We start from the raw sequence: 18,092 nt of genomic DNA, 5'->3' as shown, positions 1-18,092 counted from the left end.
GGATAAGATATGGTTTTAGACTAAAGTACGAGAAGCTTCGGCAAATCGCTTTTGGTGCTTGGTCAAGCCTTATTGTATATACAAGACGCTGCCAAGTGGCAGGACGAGCCCCACGACCACAATCACAACGCGAGGAAACGACCATGGCGATACCGGAACCGGCCACCCGCAATTTGCGCGGTGGCGCCTGGATCACGGCAGCCAAGCTGTTCGTGCCCAGCTCACTGGGCATCTTGATCTTCTTCGTTCCCGTCACTCTCGGCGGGCGCCAGAGCATCTTGCTCGACCATATGGTCACCGCAGCCCGGGGCCTGCTGGGCGAAGCCGCCGGCCTGTATGCGCTGACGCTGATCGTGGCCGGCGCGGCTTATCCATTGTGGAAGGGGACCTGGAAGCGCAACCTGACCGAGCGTATTTTCACCGTGCTGAAGCTGGCCGGCGTGGCGGTAGCCGTGATGGCGCTGACCGGCTGGGGGCCGGGACTGCTGCATGAGCCGGACATGCTGCCGTTCCTGTTCGACAAACTGGTGATACCAGTCGGGTTGATCGTGCCGATCGGTGCGGTATTCCTGGCGCTGCTGATCGGCTACGGGCTGTTGGAGCTGGTCGGTGTATTGCTGCAGCCGGTCATGCGGCCGATCTGGCGCACGCCGGGACGCAGCGCCATCGATGCGGTGGCTTCGTTCGTGGGCAGTTACTCGATCGGCCTGCTGATCACTAACCGGGTCTACCAGGCAGGGCAGTACTCGGCACGGGAGGCGGCCATCATCGCCACCGGCTTCTCCACGGTCTCGGCGACGTTCATGATCATCGTGGCGCGTACCCTGGAGCTGATGAGCGTATGGAATCTCTACTTCTGGTTGACGCTGGCGATCACCTTCGCGGTCACCGCTGTCACCGTTCGCTTGCCGCCGTTGTCGCAAATGAACGATGACAGGAGCGATGGCGAGCCCGAGGCCATACCCGGCAAGCGACTGGCCACCGCGTGGAAGACCGGGCTTGCAGTGGCGGACAGGGCGCCGGGGCTACATCGCAGCGTGGCGTTGAACGTGCGGGAAGGGCTGCTGATGGCTATCGGTATCCTGCCGTCGATTATGTCGGTGGGATTGCTCGGGCTGCTGGTGGCCAAGTACACCCCGCTGTTCGAGTGGCTGGGGCTGCTGTTCTACCCCTTCGTGGCGATCTGGGGGCTGGAGGACGGCATGGCGCTGGCTCAGGCATCTGCGGCGGGACTGGCAGAAATGTTCCTGCCCGCATTGCTGATGACGGAAGCCGAGTTCGTCGCCCGTTTCGCTGCCGGCGTAGTATCGGTCTCGGCGGTGCTGTTCTTCTCCGCTTCGATTCCCTGCATCCTGGCGACCAGCATTCCGCTTTCGGTAGGGCGCATCGTGGTGGTTTGGTGCCTGCGCGTGGCGTTGAGCCTGATGCTTGCCGTGCCGGCAGGTTACCTGGTCCAGGCCATGGGCGGCGCCTGATCCGACTCAGCTCCGTGGTCGAGCACCCGCCCGGCCACGGCATTCTCCAACGCTCAGGCGTTGTTGCGGTGCACTGCGGAGCGCAACTTGTAACGATCGCCCGGATGGATCAGTCGGGCGTAGCTGATCAGGTGCTCTCCCGACCAGGTGCGCCGGATCATGCTCAGGCAGGGGAGCGAGACATCGATCTCCAGGTACCCTGCGGTAACGCTGTCGACCCGTATCGCCTCGACCACGTGCTCGATATCGGTGATGGGGCAGGCCGCCACCAGGATCTCATTGGGCGTGTGGCAGCTGAAATCGGTCTCCAGATAATCGGGTACCCAGCGCGGATTGACGAAGCGCTCCTCGAGCTGGATCGGCACACCGTTCTCACGATGCACGATGCGCGTATGGAAGACTCGGGTCCCGAGGCGAACGCCCAGGCGCAGCGCCACTTCGTCGTCGGCGGCAATGGCCTCGGCAAGCAGCACGTCGTTGCCGTAACGATGGCCGCGTCCGCGCACTTCTTCGGCGATGTTGTGCACGTCGACCAGCGACGATTCGGCCTTGCGGTCGGTGACGAAGGTACCGAGCCCCGGTTGACGAGTCAGGTAGCCCTGCTGCACCAGATCGCGGATCGCCTTGTTGGCGGTCATGCGGCTGGCGCCGAAATCGCGAGCCAGGCGCTCTTCGGGGGGGATCTGGTGATGCGCCGGCCACTCACCGTCGTTGATCTTCCTTAGCAGGTGCTGCTGAATCTGCAGGTAGAGCGGGAGCGTGCTGCCCATGCTGTGCTGAGTCCTTCATGCAAAAGCGAATTGTCTAGGCACCCAGTCTAACCGGATGGCGGACGCAAGGCACCTGCCGCCAAATGTCCATAGCCTTGAAGCTAGCCTGACGGTCGCTCGTCATGTTCGCTCGAAACCGAGTGTCGCTAATTAAGCGGAAAGAAACTTTCCAGCCCTTCGGGCGATATAGAGTGGCCCGGCAAGCACGACTGGCCATGCCGAGCCCGGGCTCAAGCTCGGTGAAGGTTTCAGGGTAGATCCTTGCCGCCTTGGGGATCGGAGGCATCGTAATCCTGGGTGTCGTCGGGTGGTGACCCAGGTTCGAGCGAGGTCTCGTGCTCGTACTGGCGGGCGGCCTCGATGGCCTCCGGTTCGGTATCGTGGCGCGAGATCTCCTGCGGCAGGTCGGGATCGGTGACGTCGAGCACCCGCCAACCGCTTACCAGAATCGCCTCGCGACTCTCTTCCTTGATCGGCTCGACACGTGCCGTTCGCGTCATGACTTCCTCCATGGTGGTTGAACCACCTTAACCATGGCAGAGGAAGCCATGCTTGGCGAATGACGACGAGGCCGGAGCCATGGTCGGAAGGGGGCCGCTACGCTTGACCTGACCCGTGCCGCGGTCCATACAGGAAGAGTCGCCCGCCCGACAACAGGAGGTCAGGTATGAAGAAGCTAATAGGACTCGCGGCAGCATGGTGGCTGCGCAAACCGGAAAATCGTGAGAGGCTCAGGCGCAAGGGCAAGCAGATGATCGACGGCTTTCGTGGGCGTCAGGCGCGCTCGACGGCAGAGCACCAGCGTCGCCGCCATCCGTGAGTCGTCATCCGTGAAATTCAGGCCCCGGCAGTCACCGGGGCCTTGTTCGTATCCATCTAACCGACCATGAACAGCGAGGCCGACCGAGACCATGAGCCGCCGCATGATGAGCCCAGCCGCGGCTCGCAATCGCCAGCCGATACTCGATGTCTTGAGCATGATCCTGCCCGAACGGGCCCGGATCCTGGAGGTAGCCAGCGGCAGCGGCGAGCACGGAGTGCACTTTGCCGCTGCAAGACCAGGCTGGGAGTGGCAGCCCAGCGATCCCAATCCCGAGGCGCGCGATTCGATTTCGGCTTGGCGCGAACACGCCGGCCTCGCCAACCTGCAAGCGCCCATGCCGCTGGATGTTGGGGGGATCTGGCCGGCCGGTCCCTTCGACGCCGTGGTGGCGATCAACCTCGTGCACATCTCGCCGTGGGAAGTGACCGAAGCACTGATGGCGCGATCGGCGCAGCGGCTGCGAGAGGGCGGGGTGCTCTATCTCTACGGACCGTACCGCCGTGACGGTCGCCATACCGCAGCAAGCAACGCCGCCTTCGATGCCGATCTCAAGGCGCGCGATCCGCGCTGGGGGGTACGCGATCTCGAGAGCGTCGTGGCCGAGGCCCAGCCGCATGGCTTCATGCTCGAGCAGGCCATCGAGATGCCGGCCAACAACCTCAGCGTGGTGCTGCGCCTGCATGCCTGAGCGGTGTCACTGCTCCGCTTCGCTGCGGGTCTCGTCGACCTGTCCCGGTACGCGATAGCGTACGCCTTCGGCCTGGCGATCGTCCTCATAGCGCCGGGTTTCCTCCTCGGCCGGGACGCCCCATAGGGTCTCGCGGTTGCCGTCTTCGTAGGTGTAGGTGGTGCAGCCCGCGAGCAGGGCGAGGCCAAGGGCAAGACCAAGAGGAAATGCGAGGCGCAGCATGGTAATCACGTGGAATCCCTTCGATGGGTGGTCAGCGGCCAGCCTGAGGCCAGACCGCAAGGTCGTCAAGTGGTTGAAGCGGCTTCATCCCGACCAGCCCAGCAGGATCGGGACGTAGACCACCAGCAGCAGAACCGCGATCAGGCCCAGCAGATAAGGCAGGATGGCGCGAGTGATCCGCTCCAGCGGTAGCTGGGTCACCGACGAGGCGACGTAGAGATTGATGGCTACTGGCGGCGTAATCATGCCGATCGCCAGGCCCATCACGATGATGATGCCGAAGTGGATCGGGTCGATGCCGAGCTGGCCGACCAGCGGCAGCAACACCGGCGTGAGGATGATCAGGGCGCTGGCGGTTTCGATGAATATCCCGGTCAGCAGGATCACCGCCACCACCAGCAGCATGATGACATAAGGATTGGTCGAGAGCGACAACACCGCCTGGGCGATGGCGCCGGGAACCTGCCAACTGGAAAGCGTCCAGCTCAGCACCGCCGAGGTGGCGATGACCAGCATGATCACCGCAGTGGTGATCGCCGAGCGGATCAGAATGCGATAGACATCGGCCAAGGAAAGATCGCGATAGACGAACAGCGAGACGAGCAGGGCGTAATTGACGGCTACCACGGCCGCTTCGCTCGGTGTGAATACCCCGGAAAAGATGCCACCGAGGATGATCACCGGTGTCATCAGGCCCCAACTCGCCCCCTTGAAGGTGCGCCAGATCGTCGCCGGTGACAGCGCGGTACCGCGCGGGTAGTTGCGCCTATAGGCCTGGACGATGGCGATGGCGGCCAGCCCGATCCCCATCAGGATGCCCGGAACGATGCCGTTCAGGAACAGCTTCGATACCGACTGCTGGGCGATGACGGCATAGATGATCATCGGCACCGAAGGCGGTATCACCACGCCGATGGTGCCGCTGGCGGCGATCAGGCTGGCTGCCGATGCCGGATCGTAGCCCTTGCGCTTGAGTTCGGGCACCAGGCTCGAGCCCACCGCGGCGGTAGTGGCGGCACCGGAGCCGGAAATGGCCGCGAAGAACATGCCGGCACCGACCGAAACGATGGAGAGGCCGCCCTTGAGAAAGCCGAACAGCGAGTCGGCGAAATCGACCAGCTTCTCACTGACCTTGCCCTGGGCCATCAGGTCGCCGGCCAGGATGAACATTGGTATGGCCACCAGGGCGAAGGAGTTGATGCCCTGGAACATCTGCTGGGTCACCACCATCAGCGGCACGCCCTGGGCGTTGAGGGCGAGCAGCGTACTGGCACCGATGGCGAGCGCGATCGGCACGCCCAGCAGCATGAAGGCGAAGAACAGCACGAACAGCAGGGCGGTCATGGCGGCGGCTCCTCGGCGGTGCCACTGCCTGTCTCGCCTGCCCGGGGCCCCTTGACGATGAACTCGACGATATCGACCAGGGCGTACCAGGCCATGATGGCGGCGGCGAGGGGGATCACGGCGTAGACGTAGGTCATCGAGAGACGCAGTGAAGCGGAGCGCTGGAAGCTCTGCACCTGCATGTAGCGATAGCCTATAACGACCAGCGCGAGCATGAAGCCCAGCGCCACCAGTACCGCGGCGATACGTGCCAGTTGCGCGAGGCGCGGAGGCAAGGCATCGACGACGAAGGTCACGGCGATATGGCGACCACGCTGGAACGCCAGGGTGGCGCCGAGGAAGGTGATCCAGATTAGCAGGAAGCGCGCGACTTCCTCGGTCCAGCCCACCGCCGTGAAGAAGACACGAGAGACGATCTGCAGCGTGATCACGCCGATCAACGCCGCCATGCCCAGAAATACGATGGGCTGGATGACGGCGTCGAGGGCGCGCTCGCTACGCTGCAGCAAGCTCGTGAGAGCGTGCAGCGGAGCGTTCACTTATCGCAGGGCCTCGCGGATGCGGGAGAGGTAGTCGCCGAACTGGTCGCCATACTTCTCGTAGACTCCCTCCACGGCAGCCTGGAAGGCCTCGAGGTCGGGATCCTCGACGATCTCCATACCAGCAGCGCGCAGCTCGTCGAGCTGGGCGGCCTCCATCTCGGCGTTCATGTGGCGCTCGTGCTCGGCGGCCTCCTGAGCGGCTTCGATCAGCACTTCCTGGGCAGCTTCAGGCAACTGATTCCAGGCCGGCATGCCCATGACGAAGATGGCCGGCGCGTAGGTGTGGCGCGACAGCGTCATGTGGTCCTGGGTCTCGTGCAGCTTGAACGAGTGGATGACGTTGACCGGGTTTTCCTGGCCGTCGATGGTGCCCTGCTGCATGGCCGTCAGAGCCTCGGTCCAGGCCATGGGAATGGCATTGGCGCCGAGTTCGCGGAAAGTGTCGGTGTAGACCGGATTTTCCATTACGCGGATGCGCAGGCCGTCGAGGTCGTTGGGGCTGCGTACCGCGCGTTCGCTGTTGGTCAGGTTGCGGAAACCGCGCTCGGCGTAGGCCAGGCCCTTGAGGTTGACGTCGGCGAGCTTGTCGAGCAGCTCCTGACCGATCTCGCCGTCGAGGACCTCGTAGGCGGCTTCCGGCGAGGGGAACAGGAACGGCAGTTCGAACACCGCCATCTCCTCGACGAAGTTGGCCACCGGGCCGTTGGTGATCACGCCCATGTCGACGGTGCCGATCTGCATGCCCTCGAGCAGGGTGCGTTCGTCACCCAGCGAGGCATTGGGGTAGATGTCGATGGAAATGGTGCCGTCGGTGCGCTCGGCGACCAGTTCCTGGAACTTGACCGCAGCGATGTGGAATCCGTCTTGCTCGTTGACCACATGGGCCAGACGCAGGGTGACGGGATCCATGTCCTCGAAATCGGAGGCCTGGGCAGCGGAAACCAGGGCGAGAGAGATGCCAAGTGCCAGCGTGCTGCGTGCGAACGTTTTCATTTTAATTTTCCTTTGACGGGTCAAACCGTTATGGAGGATGCCCCAGGCAGCCCAGCAGGGTCAATCGCTACGCTGACATTAAGTAACAGGCTAACCACCGCATCGCCGGTCATACCATGGTGGCTCGCTCGCACACACTATTCACAGCAGGCGGTACATCACATGGGCGTCGACCAACCCCAACTGGGGGTGGCGGAAGGCGCCGGGCAGGGTGCCGACGATCTTGAAGCCATGCTTCTGCCACTGACGGATCGCCACCTCGTTGGTCGAGACCACCATGTTGAACTGCATGGCGGTGAAACCCAGCTCACGCGCGACGCGTAGCGAATCCTCGCATAGCTTGTTGGCGATGCCTTGTCCGCGGGCATGTTCGGCCACCAGGTAGCCACAGTTGCACACGTGATCGCCGGGGCCCGGCTGGTTGGGCTTGAGGAAATAGGTGCCGAGGACGCGCCCGCGGGCATCCTCGGCCACGCGCACGGCACGCGGCAGCTCGACCCACATGCGATAGGCGTCGGATTCACCGATATCGCGCGGTACGGCGTAGCTGTCGCCGGCGTGCAGCACCGGGGCAATGAAATCCCACATGACGGGCCAGTCGCCCGACTGGTAGGGGCGGATGCGGATCATCGGCGTCCTCCTTGATACCTGGCATTGCCCCGATTCTACGGCATATCAGCGTGGAAAGGGTGTCCTCCCATGTCAGGCCGGGCCGAAGATCTCCTCGTGCTAGTCTTCCCGACCTTCGGTGATGGCACGCTCGAGGATCTCGAAACGACCGGGCACCAGGGCATCCTCCACGGCGGTGATACGCAGCACGTGGCCGAGATCCTGATGCGCGGGGCGGGCGATGAGACGGCCGGCTTCGAGCAGCTCCTGATTGAGTCGTCCTGCCAGCGCTGCGCTGGGCAGGCGGATGGCGATGAAGTTGGTCGCACTGGGCAGCACGTCGGCACCCAGGTCGCGAAAATGCCGGGCAAGGCGTTCGCGGCGCTGCTTGACGTCACGAATGTGTGCTTCCACCTCGCTGTGGTGATCGAGCACGGTCTCGGCGACGGCCAGTGTCAGGGCGGATACGGCGTAATGAATGCGTACCTTCATCATCATGGCCAGGGTTTCCGGCTCGGCAATGGCGTAGCCGATGCGCATCCCGGCCAGCCCATGGGCCTTGGACAGCGTGCGCAGCCGGATCACCCCGGGAAGCACCTCGCGACTGAACGGTGAGTCGGCGTCGTCGCGAAAGTCGTGGTAGGCCTCGTCGAGCAGCAGCCAGCAATCATCGGGAAGTTCGGCACGCAGCCGGCGGATCTCCTCGTCGCTGTGGAGATGTCCGCTGGGGTTGTCGGGGTTGGCGACGTAGACCAGCCGGGCCCGGTGCTCGTGGGCGCTGGCCAGCAGCGCCTCGAGGTCGGGCGAGAGCAGGCCCGGCGCCTCCCGATAGGGCCGTTCGACGAGGTGACAGCCCTGGCCACGGGCGAAGTAGCCGAAGGTGGGATAGGTGCCGCTGGCGCTCACCACCGTACAACCGGGCGTGGCCACGGTGCGTAGCGCCAGGGCGATCAGGCTGTCGGCGCCAGCGTCCACCAGGGTGGCTTCCAGCGGCAGGCCATAAAGGGAGGCAAGCCGCTGGCGTACCCCGAGCGCTTCCGAATCGCCATAGCAGTAGACGTGCTCCACCATGGCGTCGCCGAAGCGTTCCCGCAGTGCCCGGTGGGGCATGTCGAGCCCCTCATTGGAGCCCAGGCGATGGGGGATCTCCCGGCCGATACGCCGCTCCAGCACCTTGATGCCGGGAAAAGGGTTGCTGGGACCGGGGCCGGTCAAGTGGTCGGGGAAACGGGGCATGGAAGACTCCAGTACTCGAGAAGCAATGTGAGGGATCGTCGCAGCAGACTGTTATTGGCTCAAGGCAGTTGTTGGCTCAAGGCTGTCGCGGGCTCAAGGCGGTGGCTTGCGCTGGGTCATGACGATGGCCACGGCCGAAAGGATCAGTGCGAGAGCCAGCAGCAACCTGAACGTGAGCGGCTCGTCCAGCAACACTACGGCACTGGAAACGCCAACCACTGGAATGATCAACGTGCTGATGGTGGACTGGCCGACGGTGAGGCAGTTGACGTTGCGAAACCACAGCATCTGCGCCAGGCAGATGGCAAAGGCCAGATGATAACCCAGACCGATCCAGGTCGAATCCTGCCAGTTGGCGGGGGTACCCGGCGATTCGAGCAGGGCGGCCAGCACGATCATCGGCAGGGCACAGAGCGCGAACTGCCAGCCCGTGATCACCACAGGATGGCCCTGCCAGCTACCGCGGCGCTTGGTCAGCACGGTACCCAACGCCCAGGAGAGCGCGGCACCGAGCACGTACGCAGGGCCGGCGAGACCTTCGAAGCCGGCCTGCCAGGCGGCCGGGCCGAGCAGTACCAGCAGGCCCGCCTGGCCCAGACCAAGGCCGAGCCACTGGCGTGTCGTCACCCGTTCGCCGAGCAGCCCGATGGCCAGCAGCAGCGCCCAGCAGGGCATGGTGAAGGCGACGATGGCGGCCTGGGAAGTCGGCATGTGCAACTGACCGAAAGCCGTGCCCAGGTTGAAACCGAGGATGGTAAACAGAGCGGTCACGGCCAGCCATAGGTGTTCCCCCGGTATGATGGCGAGCGGCCAGCGCTTCAGCCACGCCCACCCCAGCAGCATCAGCGCTCCGGCGCTGAAGCCGATCGCGCGCAGGCTGAAGGGCGGGATGTCCATCAGGCTGAAGCGCACCGCCGGCCAGTTGCCGCCCCAGAACAGTCCGATCGCCGCGATCAGCAGCAGCGTGGTGAGATCGCGACGTGGCAGTGTCGAGGTGGAGGAGGGAGCCTGGGGCCGCATGCGTGGTTCAGTCCTCCTGGGCCAGGACCTTGTCGCGGTTGAGCAGGTTCAGTGGATCCAGCGCACGCTTGAGGGTGCGCATCAAGGCGATCTCCTCTGGCGTGCGTGACAGCGCCAGGTAGTCACGCTTCTCCAGGCCGATGCCATGCTCGGCGGAAACCGAACCGCCCAGTTCGGCCAGGGGGCCATAGACGATGTGCTCCACGGCACGGCGGGTTACCGGCTCGCCATCGCCGACGCTGACCGAAACATGTAGGTTGCCATCGCCCAGGTGGCCGAAGACCACGATGCGTCCTTGCGGCCAGCGCTGCTGCACCGCCTGCTCGAGTTCCATGGCATAGCCGGGCATGTCGGGAATGGGCAGGCTGACGTCGAAGGTGAAGAGAGGAGCAAGATGCTGGATCAGACCCTCAATGTCCTCGCGAATGTTCCAGATGCCCTGGCGCTGGGCATCGGACTGAGCCAGCACCGCATCCTCGATCAGGCCGGCCTCGAGAGCCGACTCCAGAGCGGCGTTGAGCTGCGCCGTGTTGACCGCGTCGTCGTTGCCCAGCGACTCCACGATGGCGTAATAGGGCCAGTGGGGCGGCAAGGGAGGTGTATTGCGACCGCTCTCCTCGGTGAGCAGTGCATAGTGGTTATGCCACATCACCTCGAAGGTGCCGAGGCTGCCGCCGAGTTCGCGCCCCAGATGGGCCAGCAGCCCGGCTACTCCGTCGAAGTTGGGGCAGGCCACCAGGGCGGTACGCTCGCTGGTCATCCTGGGATGCAGGCGGAGCACGGCACGAGTGACGATACCCAGTGTGCCTTCGCTGCCGATGAACAATTGCTTGAGATCGTAGCCGGCGTTGTTCTTGAGCATGCGGTTCATCGAACTGACCACGGTGCCATCGGCGAGTACTGCTTCGAGGCCGAGTACCTGCTGGCGCATCATGCCGTAGCGAATCACCCTCACGCCGCCGGCGTTGGTGGCGATGTTGCCGCCGATGGTACAGGAGCCCCGTGCGCCGAGATCGAGCGCGAACTGCAGGCCATGCTCGGCGGCGGCTTCCTGTACCCGTTGCAGGGGCGTGCCGGCCAGCACGGTCATGGTACCGCTGACCGGGTCGATCGATTCGATGGCGTTCATCCGCTCGAGCGAAATCACCAGCTCGTCGGATGCTGCCTCGCCACCATGGACGAGGCCGGTGAGCCCGCCGTGGGTCACTACGGGTTGACGGGCGGCATGGCACAGGCGCATCACCGCGGCCAGCTCGGCAGTGGTGCCGGGGCGTATGATGGCCCCGGCGCAACAGCTCGCGCCGCTCATCCAGTCGACCTGGCGCTGGGCCACGTCGTTATCCGTGAGTACGTTGCCTGGGCCGACGATGGCGGCGATATCCTTTAGCAGTGCTTGCATTCGGTATCCTTTGCTTTCCTGGTTCTTCAGCCTCTTGCTTTTCAGGCCATGGCCGCTTCGTGCGCACGGCCGGGAATGGCTTCGAGAAGCTGCTTCGTATAGGCCTCTTTCGGGCTGAGGAAGACTTCCTGGGCCGTGCCCTGCTCGACGATGCGGCCTTGCTGCATGACGATGATGGTATCGCAGATCTGGGCCGCGACGCGTAGGTCGTGGGTAATGAACAGCAGCGAGAGCGACAGTTTCTGCTTGAGCTCCTCGAGCAGTGCGAGCACCTGGGCCTGGATCGATACGTCGAGTGCGGACACCGCCTCGTCGGCCACGATCAGTTCCGGGTTCAGCGCCAGGGCGCGGGCGATGCCGATGCGCTGACGCTGGCCGCCGGAGAATTCGTGCGGAAAGCGATCCACGGCCACGGCGCCGAGCCCCACCAGCTCCAACAGTTCCTCCGCCTGGCGCATGGCCTTGGCGCGCGGCACGCCGTTGGCCATGGGGCCCTGGGCGATGGCATAGCCGACCCGGTGGCGCGGGTTGAGCGAGGCGTAGGGATCCTGGAAGATCATCTGCACGCGATGCCGTTCGCGGCGCAGTGCATCTCCGCGAAGTGAGGAGAAGTCGGTACCCGCCAGCGCGAGTGTACCGCTGTCGGGTCGCTCGAGACGCACCACGCAGCGCCCGAGAGTCGACTTGCCCGAGCCGGACTCACCGACGATGCCAACTGTCTCGCCGGGGGCCAAAGTGAAGGAGACGTCGTCCAGTGCGCGTACCTCGCGCGCCGGCTTGAACAGGCCGCTACGTGAGCGGAAGATCTTGTTCAGGTTGCGCACTTCCAGCAGCGGGGTGGGGCGTTCGCCGCCTCTCGCTTCGGGTATCACATTGCTGGGGATTGCCTCGAGCAGGGCCCGGGTATATTCGTGGCGCGGGTTGTCGAGCACTTCGTCGGCGGTGCCGAGTTCGACGATCCGGCCGTAGCGCATCACGCACACACGGGTGGCGACCTCCGCCACCACGCCGAAGTCGTGGGTGATGAACATCACCGCCATGCCGCGCTGCTGTTGCAGGTCGCGGATCAGCTCCAGGATCTGCGCCTGGGTGGTGACGTCGAGTGCCGTGGTGGGCTCGTCGGCGATCAGCAACTCCGGTTCCAGCGCCAGTGCCATGGCGATCATTACCCGTTGGCGCTGGCCGCCGGAGAGCTGGAAGGGGTAGGCGCGAATGGCCCGGTCGGGCTGGGGGATGCCGACCTCCTCGAGCAGTGCCAGTGCCCTGGCCTGGCGCTCGCGGCTCGTGTACTTGCCGTGGGCCTCGAAGACCTCGGCGATCTGGGCGCCAACCCGCATCAATGGATTGAGCGCGGTCATCGGCTCCTGAAAGATCATGCCGATGCGCAGCCCGCGTAGCTTGCGGTGCTGCTTCTCGCTGAGGGCGAGCAGGTCCTGGCCGTCGAACAGCACTTCGCCGGCGGTGGGGCGGACTCCCTTGGGCAGCAGGCCCATCACGGCATTGGCCGCCATCGACTTGCCGGAGCCGGATTCGCCCACTACGCACATGATCTCGCCGCGAGCCACGTCGTAGCTGACGTCCTCCACCGCGTAATCGCGATCCGCGCCCTGGGGCAATGCCAGGGTCAAGCCACGAATGCTCAGTACCGGGGTGTTGTCGTTCATGGTCCCTCTCCTATGAGCGTTCGCGGGCGAGCTTGGGATTGAGAGCGTCGTCGAGCCCTTCGCCGACCAGATTGAGCGCCAGCACCGTGAGCAGGATCGCCACACCGGGGAAGAAGCTCAGCCACCAGGCCTGGCGGATCACCGTGCGTGCGGCACCAATCATGTAGCCCCACGACATTACGTTGGGGTCGCCCAGGCCCAGGAAGGAGAGGGCCGATTCCAGCAGGATCGCCGTGGCTACCATCAACGAGGCGAGCACGATGATCGGCGACAGCGTGTTGGGCAGGATTTGCTTGAGGATGATGGTGCGGTTGGTCTGGCCGACGAGGCGTGCGGCCTCCACGTACTCCCGATGTCGCAGCGACATGAATTCGGCGCGTACCAGGCGCGCAACCGGTGGCCAACTGACGATGGCAATCGCCAACACGATGGAAACCACGCTCGGCTGCATGATCGCCACCAGCACGATGGCCAGGGCGAAGTTGGGGATGGTCTGGAAGAATTCGGTGAAGCGCATCAGGGCGTCGTCGATCAACCCGCCGTAGTAGCCGGCCACGGCGCCCAGCGGCACGCCGATCAGCAGTGCCACCGTGGTCGAGATGAGGCCGATCAATAGTGAGACCCAGGCGCCGTGCATCAACCCGGCGGCGACGTCGCGACCCATGGTATCGGTGCCCAGCCAGAAGCCCTCGACCTCCATCGGGGCGAGAAAGGGGCGCTGTACCATGCGCCAGGGGGACTCGGGATAGAGCAGCGGCGCGAGAATCGCCATCAGCACGATGGCGAGCAGAATGGCGAGGCCGACCAAGGCGCCGCGGTTCTGGGCAAAGCGGGCGAAGAAGCTCATGAGGCCTCCTTGATGCGCGGGTCCGCCAGGCGATAGACCAGATCGGTAATGATGTTGAACACGATCACCAGGGCGGCGGAGAAGAAGAAGATCCCCAGCAGCAGGTTGTAGTCGCGTTGCTGCAGCGCCTCGAACATCAGCCGGCCGATGCCGGGCCAGGCGAAGACCGTCTCGGTGAGGATGGCGCCGCCGACCATCTGGCCCGCCTGCAGGCCGGCCAGGGTAATGATCGGCAACAGGGCGTTTCTGAGGATGTGCCGGCGCTGAATCACGCGGGGGCTGAGCCCCTTGGCGCGAGCGGTCTTGACGTAGTCCTGCTGGCTCGCCTCGAGCATCGAGGCGCGGGTCATGCGGGTATAGATGGCCATGAAGAACAGCGCCAGCGTGGTGGCCGGCAGGACCAGGTGCTTGGCCACGTCGAGTACCAGGGCGAAGCCGGTATGGCCGGCACCCACCGTGACCATGCCATAGGCCGGCAGCCAGCCGAGATAGACCGAGAACAACACCACGGCCATCAGTGCGACCCAGAACAGCGGGGTGGCGTAGAAGATCAGCGCCAACGCCATGATCAGTGAACCCGAGGGTTTCTTGACCCGGGCCGCGGCCATGGAGCCAAGCACGATCCCCAGCGCCAGTGACAGGACGAAGGCGGTGCCGGTCAACAGCAAGGTGGCCGGGAGTCGTGCCAGGATCAGGTCGAGGACTGGCATACCCTGGCGATAGGACCAGCCGAAGTCGAGCGTGGCGATGCCCGAGACGTAGCGCCACAGCTGGACGTAAAGCGGCTGGTCGAGACCGAAGCGCTCGCGCAGCTGGCGCAGGAATTCCTGATCGGTAGCACCGGCTTCACCGGCCAGGATGGCGGCGGGGTCGCCTGGTGCCAACTGGATCAGGACGAAATTGAAGATGATGATCAGAAACAGTACGACGACGGCCTTGAGCAGCCGCATCACGATCAAGCGGGCATAGAGCATGCAGCAAGCCTCTGGGTACTTGAGGGTACGCAAATGCCTGGGCGAGCGAATCGCTGCGTTACGCGAGGCTCGATCTCGCTCGGCGGTTTGTTGTCGTGCAAAGCGGGGCGGCGGCAGGCCGCCCCGTTATGCTAGAGCGATCAGCGGTCGAGCCAGGCATCCCTGAACGCGTCGTTGATCCCGACACCGGAGGTGATCAGGTTCTGCACGTCGCAGCGATAGATGGTCGGGAAACCGAGTTCCATCAGCCAGCCCACCGGCACGTCCTCGTGCAGGATCTCCTGGGCTTCGTGGTAGAGCGCCTCGCGCTCCTCCTCCGGGTAGGCGGTTGCCGCCTGGTCGAACAGCTCGTCGATGCGCTCGTTCTCGTAGCCCTCGACGTTGTTCCACGGCGAGCCCTTCTCGATGTTGTCCGAGCGGTAGGAGCGGGTGATACCCAGCGCCGGGTCGCCATACTGGTAGAGGTAGGTGAAGGCCAAGTCGAAGTCCCAGTCGCCCAGGCGCTGGTTCCAGCCGCCCACGTCGGTGGCCACGGTACGCACGTTGACACCCACCTCGCGCAGGTTTTGTTGTACGGCCTCGGCCCAGCGATTCCAGGTCTCGCCGTAGGGCAGCGGCAATAGGCGAACTTCCTCGCCGTCATAGCCCATTTCTTCGAGCAGCTCGCGGGCGCGGTCCGGGTCGTGATCGTAGGGGTCGAGGCCGTCATGGCGGAACTTGGCGTTGGAGCCGAAGGCGGAGAGCGGAGCTTGGCCGAGCCCGTTCCACAGCACGTCACGGGCGAACTCACGATCCATGGCGTACATCACCGCCTGACGGAAGCGCTTGTCGGCGGTGGGGCCTTCGCGGTTGTTCATCCACAGCATGGCGAAGGGACTGAAGTACTCGTTGCCCTCGTCGGTGATACAGGTATTCTCCATGGCGGAAAGGCGCGGAATGTCAAAGTTTTCCACGGTGCCGTTGGGTAATACGTCGACGGTGCCATTCTCGAAGGCCACTGCCCGGGAAGCGCCGTCGGGAATGACGTGCCAATTCACACCGTCGAGATAGGGCAAGCCTTCCTCGTAGTAGTCGTCGTTGCGTACCAGTTGGATCACGGTGCCGCGATCCCAGTTGTCGAACTTGAACGGGCCGGTACCGATGGGGTGATTGTTGGCCTCGTTGTCGCGGAAGTCGGTGCCTTCGTAGATGTGCTTGGGCACCATGGTGAAGGTGCCGGCCTCGAACGAGATCAGGAACGGCCCGAACGGCTCGGCCAGGGTGAAGACCACGGTATGAGAGTCGGTGGCCTCGATGCTTTCGACGTGCTGCAGCACGGCACGGGCACTGGGGTTGAGTTCGCGGTGGAAGACGTCGGCCGAGAACACCACGTCTTCGGCGGTGAAGGGCTCACCGTCGTGCCACAGTACTCCTTCGCGCAGGTGGAAGGTCCAGGTCAGGCCGTCCTCGCTGACTTCCCACGACTCGGCCAGCTGTGGAATCGGCTCCAGATCGGTGGAGTAGCGCAGCAGGCCCTCATAGATGTTGCCGGCGACCTTGCGAGTTGGGTCGTTCTGTACCATGCCCAATACCAGGCCGGGTGGCTCGGGCTGGATGATGGTGTCGATGACACCGCCGCGTTTGGGCTCGTCGGCGGTGGCAAAAGCGGAAGTGAAGGCCAGAGTCGCGACGGCCAAGGCTAAGGGCGTCTTTCTCATTATCGGATTCCTTCTTGTTGTCTCGGCGATTTGTTCTTGAATGGATAGTTGCCGTCTATCAGCAATATGACCTTAGCAGTGCGATACCAAGCTGTCGACAGTCGTCAATCGACGGTCGACATGGCTGGTATTGAGTCATACTCTAGCGGTGTCAACCCGCAAGAGCCCCGAAGAATGACAGCTTCCAATGCTTTCGGTAGCGGCATGGTCATCCAGCAGCGCAATCTGGTGGAGCAGGTCGCCGACTTCCTTACCCAGGCCATCATCAGCCAGCACTACGCGCCCGGTGAGCGACTGTCGGAAGTGCAGTTGGCTCGTGACCTGGGCGTCAGCCGTGCGCCGGTCCGGGAGGCGGCCCGGCTGCTCGAGAGTCGCGGTCTGCTGGTGTCGCAACCGCGACGGGGCTTCTTCGTGCGCGCCCTGGATGCCGCGGAACTCAATGACGTGTTCGATCTGCGCCTGTGCCTGGAGCGCCATGCGTTGGCACGACTGGTCGAGAACTACGACGCCGAGAAGGAGCAGGCTCTGCGCCGACAGGTCGAGTTGATGTGCGAAGTGGCGCTTAACGATAGCGACAGCCGCAAGATCGAGGAGGATCTCGTTTTCCATCGCATGCTGATTGCCTTCGCTGGTAACCGGCGCCTGCTCAGGACGTTCGACGACATCACCCACGAACTGCGGCTATGCATGGCACTGATCGGCAAGACTCATGCCGATCCCGACAGTATTGCCACGTGCCACTGGGCGCTGCTCGATGCGCTGGCCAGCGGCGATCGAGAGCAGTGTCGCGAGGCCGTCGACTACCACATCGGTGTGGCACGGGACTACGTGGTGCAGGGCATCGGCGAGGCGTCATGACGCCCGCCCAAACCTACCGTACGGGCATGGGATAGCGGCGATCCGCCTTGCCGGCCTTGACCACCTGGCCTGGCGTGGCATGCCCCACCAGCTCGGGCAGGCCTGCCGATACTGCGAGCAGGGCATCCAGATCCACGCCGGTTGCTACCCCCATCTGCTCGAACATGTGCACCAGATCCTCGGTACAGACGTTGCCGGTGGCGCCGGGTGCATAGGGGCAGCCGCCCAGGCCGCCCAGCGAGGCATCGAAACGCACGATGCCGGCCTGCCAGGCGGCCAGCGTATTGGCCAGTCCCATGCCGCGCGTATTGTGAAAGTGCAGGGTGAAGGGCGCTTCCGGCCAGCGTTCCAGCACCGCTTCGCACAGCCTGCCGACCTGTGCGGGATTGGCCATGCCGGTGGTGTCGCACAGGGTGATCCCTTCCACACCCAGTTCGAGCAGGCGCTCCACCAGGCCCAGCACTCGTGTTTCCGGGACTTCGCCTTCGAATGGACAGCCGAAGCTGGTCGACAGCGAGGCGTTGACGAAGACGCCGCTGCCCCGGGTGGCGGCGAGGATCTCGACGAAGCGCTCGAGCGACTGCTCGGGCGTCATGCGCAGGTTGGCCAGGCCGTGGGAGTCACTGGCTGACATCACCAGGTTGATCTCGTCGACGCCGCAGGCCAGCGCTCGTTCGCAGCCGCGCAGGTTGGGCACCAGCACGGTGATGCCCACGCTCGGCCGACGCTTTATGCCATGCACCACCTCTTCGGCGTCGCGCAGGTTGGGAATCGCCTTGGGCGAGGTGAAGGAGGTCGCCTCGATGCGTGCCAGCCCGGTGGCCGAGAGGGCGTCGATCAGGCGAATCTTCGCTTCGGTTGGCACGAATTCGGCCTCGATCTGCAGGCCATCTCGGGGCGCCACTTCATTGATTTGCAGCGTTGTCATGCA

Annotated in this window: 19 protein-coding genes; 4 read left to right on the top strand and 15 right to left on the bottom strand. The window is 64.2% G+C overall.

Annotated features, from left to right (window positions below; genetic code table 11):
- The first annotated feature begins 143 nt into the window (after window positions 1-143).
- A complete protein-coding gene (locus HOP51_RS03640; protein ID WP_234272577.1) occupies window positions 144-1,475 on the top strand; it encodes a YjiH family protein in 1,332 nt (443 codons plus the stop codon).
- Window positions 1,476-1,528: 53 nt separating this feature from the next.
- On the opposite strand, the gene hutC is transcribed toward HOP51_RS03640, so the two are convergent.
- Together hutC and HOP51_RS03630 are read right to left on the bottom strand one after the other, a co-directional pair.
- Window positions 1,529-2,245: a histidine utilization repressor gene (hutC, locus tag HOP51_RS03635; protein WP_234272576.1), complete on the bottom strand. Its 717-nt coding sequence runs from the start codon at window positions 2,243-2,245 to the stop codon at window positions 1,529-1,531.
- Window positions 2,246-2,493: 248 nt separating this feature from the next.
- Window positions 2,494-2,745: a hypothetical protein gene (locus HOP51_RS03630; protein WP_234272575.1), complete on the bottom strand. Its 252-nt coding sequence runs from the start codon at window positions 2,743-2,745 to the stop codon at window positions 2,494-2,496.
- 167 nt (window positions 2,746-2,912) lie between these two features.
- Here HOP51_RS03630 and HOP51_RS03625 point away from each other — a divergent pair, with 167 nt between their 5' ends.
- Together HOP51_RS03625 and HOP51_RS03620 are read left to right on the top strand one after the other, a co-directional pair.
- Window positions 2,913-3,065 carry a hypothetical protein gene (locus HOP51_RS03625; protein ID WP_159551909.1) on the top strand — a complete coding sequence of 51 codons (153 nt, stop codon included), beginning with the start codon at window positions 2,913-2,915 and terminating at the stop codon, window positions 3,063-3,065.
- Between the two features lie 103 nt (window positions 3,066-3,168).
- Window positions 3,169-3,756: a DUF938 domain-containing protein gene (locus HOP51_RS03620; protein WP_234272574.1), complete on the top strand. Its 588-nt coding sequence runs from the start codon at window positions 3,169-3,171 to the stop codon at window positions 3,754-3,756.
- Window positions 3,757-3,762: 6 nt separating this feature from the next.
- On the opposite strand, the gene HOP51_RS03615 is transcribed toward HOP51_RS03620, so the two are convergent.
- From HOP51_RS03615 to HOP51_RS03560, 12 genes are all read right to left on the bottom strand, one after another.
- A complete protein-coding gene (locus tag HOP51_RS03615) occupies window positions 3,763-3,978 on the bottom strand; it encodes a hypothetical protein (protein ID WP_159551913.1) in 216 nt (71 codons plus the stop codon).
- 84 nt (window positions 3,979-4,062) lie between these two features.
- A complete protein-coding gene (locus HOP51_RS03610; RefSeq protein WP_234272573.1) occupies window positions 4,063-5,322 on the bottom strand; it encodes a TRAP transporter large permease in 1,260 nt (419 codons plus the stop codon).
- On the bottom strand, window positions 5,319-5,861 hold the full coding sequence (locus tag HOP51_RS03605; RefSeq protein WP_234272572.1) for a TRAP transporter small permease: 543 nt from the start codon (window positions 5,859-5,861) through the stop codon (window positions 5,319-5,321). The genes HOP51_RS03610 and HOP51_RS03605 overlap by 4 nt, the downstream gene beginning before the upstream one ends.
- Window positions 5,862-6,857, bottom strand: coding sequence for a TRAP transporter substrate-binding protein (locus HOP51_RS03600; RefSeq protein ID WP_234272571.1), 996 nt, complete (start codon window positions 6,855-6,857; stop codon window positions 5,862-5,864).
- 141 nt (window positions 6,858-6,998) lie between these two features.
- Window positions 6,999-7,487: a GNAT family N-acetyltransferase gene (locus tag HOP51_RS03595; protein WP_234272570.1), complete on the bottom strand. Its 489-nt coding sequence runs from the start codon at window positions 7,485-7,487 to the stop codon at window positions 6,999-7,001.
- Window positions 7,488-7,586: 99 nt separating this feature from the next.
- Window positions 7,587-8,702 (bottom strand): pyridoxal phosphate-dependent aminotransferase, encoded by a 1,116-nt coding sequence (locus tag HOP51_RS03590; protein WP_234272569.1) that lies wholly within the window; start codon window positions 8,700-8,702, stop codon window positions 7,587-7,589.
- A gap of 93 nt (window positions 8,703-8,795) precedes the next feature.
- A complete protein-coding gene (locus HOP51_RS03585) occupies window positions 8,796-9,722 on the bottom strand; it encodes a DMT family transporter (RefSeq protein ID WP_234272568.1) in 927 nt (308 codons plus the stop codon).
- A gap of 7 nt (window positions 9,723-9,729) precedes the next feature.
- Window positions 9,730-11,121: an FAD-binding oxidoreductase gene (locus HOP51_RS03580; RefSeq protein ID WP_234272567.1), complete on the bottom strand. Its 1,392-nt coding sequence runs from the start codon at window positions 11,119-11,121 to the stop codon at window positions 9,730-9,732.
- Window positions 11,122-11,162: 41 nt separating this feature from the next.
- Window positions 11,163-12,785 (bottom strand): ABC transporter ATP-binding protein, encoded by a 1,623-nt coding sequence (locus tag HOP51_RS03575; RefSeq protein ID WP_234272566.1) that lies wholly within the window; start codon window positions 12,783-12,785, stop codon window positions 11,163-11,165.
- Window positions 12,786-12,795: 10 nt separating this feature from the next.
- Window positions 12,796-13,632, bottom strand: a complete 837-nt coding sequence (locus HOP51_RS03570; RefSeq protein ID WP_234272565.1) for an ABC transporter permease — start codon at window positions 13,630-13,632, stop codon at window positions 12,796-12,798.
- Entirely contained in the window at window positions 13,629-14,606 is a 978-nt protein-coding gene (locus tag HOP51_RS03565; RefSeq protein WP_234272564.1) for an ABC transporter permease, read from the bottom strand. The genes HOP51_RS03570 and HOP51_RS03565 overlap by 4 nt, the downstream gene beginning before the upstream one ends.
- A gap of 140 nt (window positions 14,607-14,746) precedes the next feature.
- Window positions 14,747-16,303 (bottom strand): ABC transporter substrate-binding protein, encoded by a 1,557-nt coding sequence (locus HOP51_RS03560; protein WP_234272563.1) that lies wholly within the window; start codon window positions 16,301-16,303, stop codon window positions 14,747-14,749.
- Between the two features lie 174 nt (window positions 16,304-16,477).
- On the opposite strand from HOP51_RS03560, the gene HOP51_RS03555 reads away from it, so the two are divergent.
- Window positions 16,478-17,161: a GntR family transcriptional regulator gene (locus tag HOP51_RS03555; RefSeq protein WP_234272562.1), complete on the top strand. Its 684-nt coding sequence runs from the start codon at window positions 16,478-16,480 to the stop codon at window positions 17,159-17,161.
- Between the two features lie 13 nt (window positions 17,162-17,174).
- Here the strand turns inward: HOP51_RS03555 and HOP51_RS03550 are convergent, their stop codons facing one another.
- Window positions 17,175-18,089, bottom strand: a complete 915-nt coding sequence (locus HOP51_RS03550; RefSeq protein ID WP_234272561.1) for a hydroxymethylglutaryl-CoA lyase — start codon at window positions 18,087-18,089, stop codon at window positions 17,175-17,177.
- Window positions 18,090-18,092: the final 3 nt, after the last annotated feature.

It is taken from the genome of Billgrantia zhangzhouensis, assembly GCF_021404465.1.
GTDB classification, from domain to species: Bacteria; Pseudomonadota; Gammaproteobacteria; order Pseudomonadales; family Halomonadaceae; genus Halomonas; species Halomonas zhangzhouensis.
The sequence above is the reverse complement of the archived record's forward strand: the minus strand, read 5'-3'. Positions and strand labels throughout refer to the sequence as shown.

What these genes read in the sequence shown, in the direction of transcription:
- HOP51_RS03570 (WP_234272565.1), bottom strand. Translation starts at nt 13,632, where the DNA reads ATGAGCTTCTTCGCCCGCTTTGCCCAGAACCGCGGCGCCTTGGTCGGC.
- HOP51_RS03555 (WP_234272562.1), top strand. Translation starts at nt 16,478, where the DNA reads ATGACAGCTTCCAATGCTTTCGGTAGCGGCATGGTCATCCAGCAGCGC.
- HOP51_RS03620 (WP_234272574.1), top strand. Translation starts at nt 3,169, where the DNA reads ATGATGAGCCCAGCCGCGGCTCGCAATCGCCAGCCGATACTCGATGTC.
- HOP51_RS03550 (WP_234272561.1), bottom strand. Translation starts at nt 18,089, where the DNA reads ATGACAACGCTGCAAATCAATGAAGTGGCGCCCCGAGATGGCCTGCAG.
- HOP51_RS03580 (WP_234272567.1), bottom strand. Translation starts at nt 11,121, where the DNA reads ATGCAAGCACTGCTAAAGGATATCGCCGCCATCGTCGGCCCAGGCAAC.
- hutC (WP_234272576.1), bottom strand. Translation starts at nt 2,245, where the DNA reads ATGGGCAGCACGCTCCCGCTCTACCTGCAGATTCAGCAGCACCTGCTA.
- HOP51_RS03575 (WP_234272566.1), bottom strand. Translation starts at nt 12,785, where the DNA reads ATGAACGACAACACCCCGGTACTGAGCATTCGTGGCTTGACCCTGGCA.
- HOP51_RS03595 (WP_234272570.1), bottom strand. Translation starts at nt 7,487, where the DNA reads ATGATCCGCATCCGCCCCTACCAGTCGGGCGACTGGCCCGTCATGTGG.
- HOP51_RS03625 (WP_159551909.1), top strand. Translation starts at nt 2,913, where the DNA reads ATGAAGAAGCTAATAGGACTCGCGGCAGCATGGTGGCTGCGCAAACCG.
- HOP51_RS03600 (WP_234272571.1), bottom strand. Translation starts at nt 6,857, where the DNA reads ATGAAAACGTTCGCACGCAGCACGCTGGCACTTGGCATCTCTCTCGCC.
- HOP51_RS03590 (WP_234272569.1), bottom strand. Translation starts at nt 8,702, where the DNA reads ATGCCCCGTTTCCCCGACCACTTGACCGGCCCCGGTCCCAGCAACCCT.
- HOP51_RS03610 (WP_234272573.1), bottom strand. Translation starts at nt 5,322, where the DNA reads ATGACCGCCCTGCTGTTCGTGCTGTTCTTCGCCTTCATGCTGCTGGGC.
- HOP51_RS03640 (WP_234272577.1), top strand. Translation starts at nt 144, where the DNA reads ATGGCGATACCGGAACCGGCCACCCGCAATTTGCGCGGTGGCGCCTGG.
- HOP51_RS03615 (WP_159551913.1), bottom strand. Translation starts at nt 3,978, where the DNA reads ATGCTGCGCCTCGCATTTCCTCTTGGTCTTGCCCTTGGCCTCGCCCTG.
- HOP51_RS03585 (WP_234272568.1), bottom strand. Translation starts at nt 9,722, where the DNA reads ATGCGGCCCCAGGCTCCCTCCTCCACCTCGACACTGCCACGTCGCGAT.
- HOP51_RS03560 (WP_234272563.1), bottom strand. Translation starts at nt 16,303, where the DNA reads ATGAGAAAGACGCCCTTAGCCTTGGCCGTCGCGACTCTGGCCTTCACT.
- HOP51_RS03565 (WP_234272564.1), bottom strand. Translation starts at nt 14,606, where the DNA reads ATGCTCTATGCCCGCTTGATCGTGATGCGGCTGCTCAAGGCCGTCGTC.
- HOP51_RS03630 (WP_234272575.1), bottom strand. Translation starts at nt 2,745, where the DNA reads ATGACGCGAACGGCACGTGTCGAGCCGATCAAGGAAGAGAGTCGCGAG.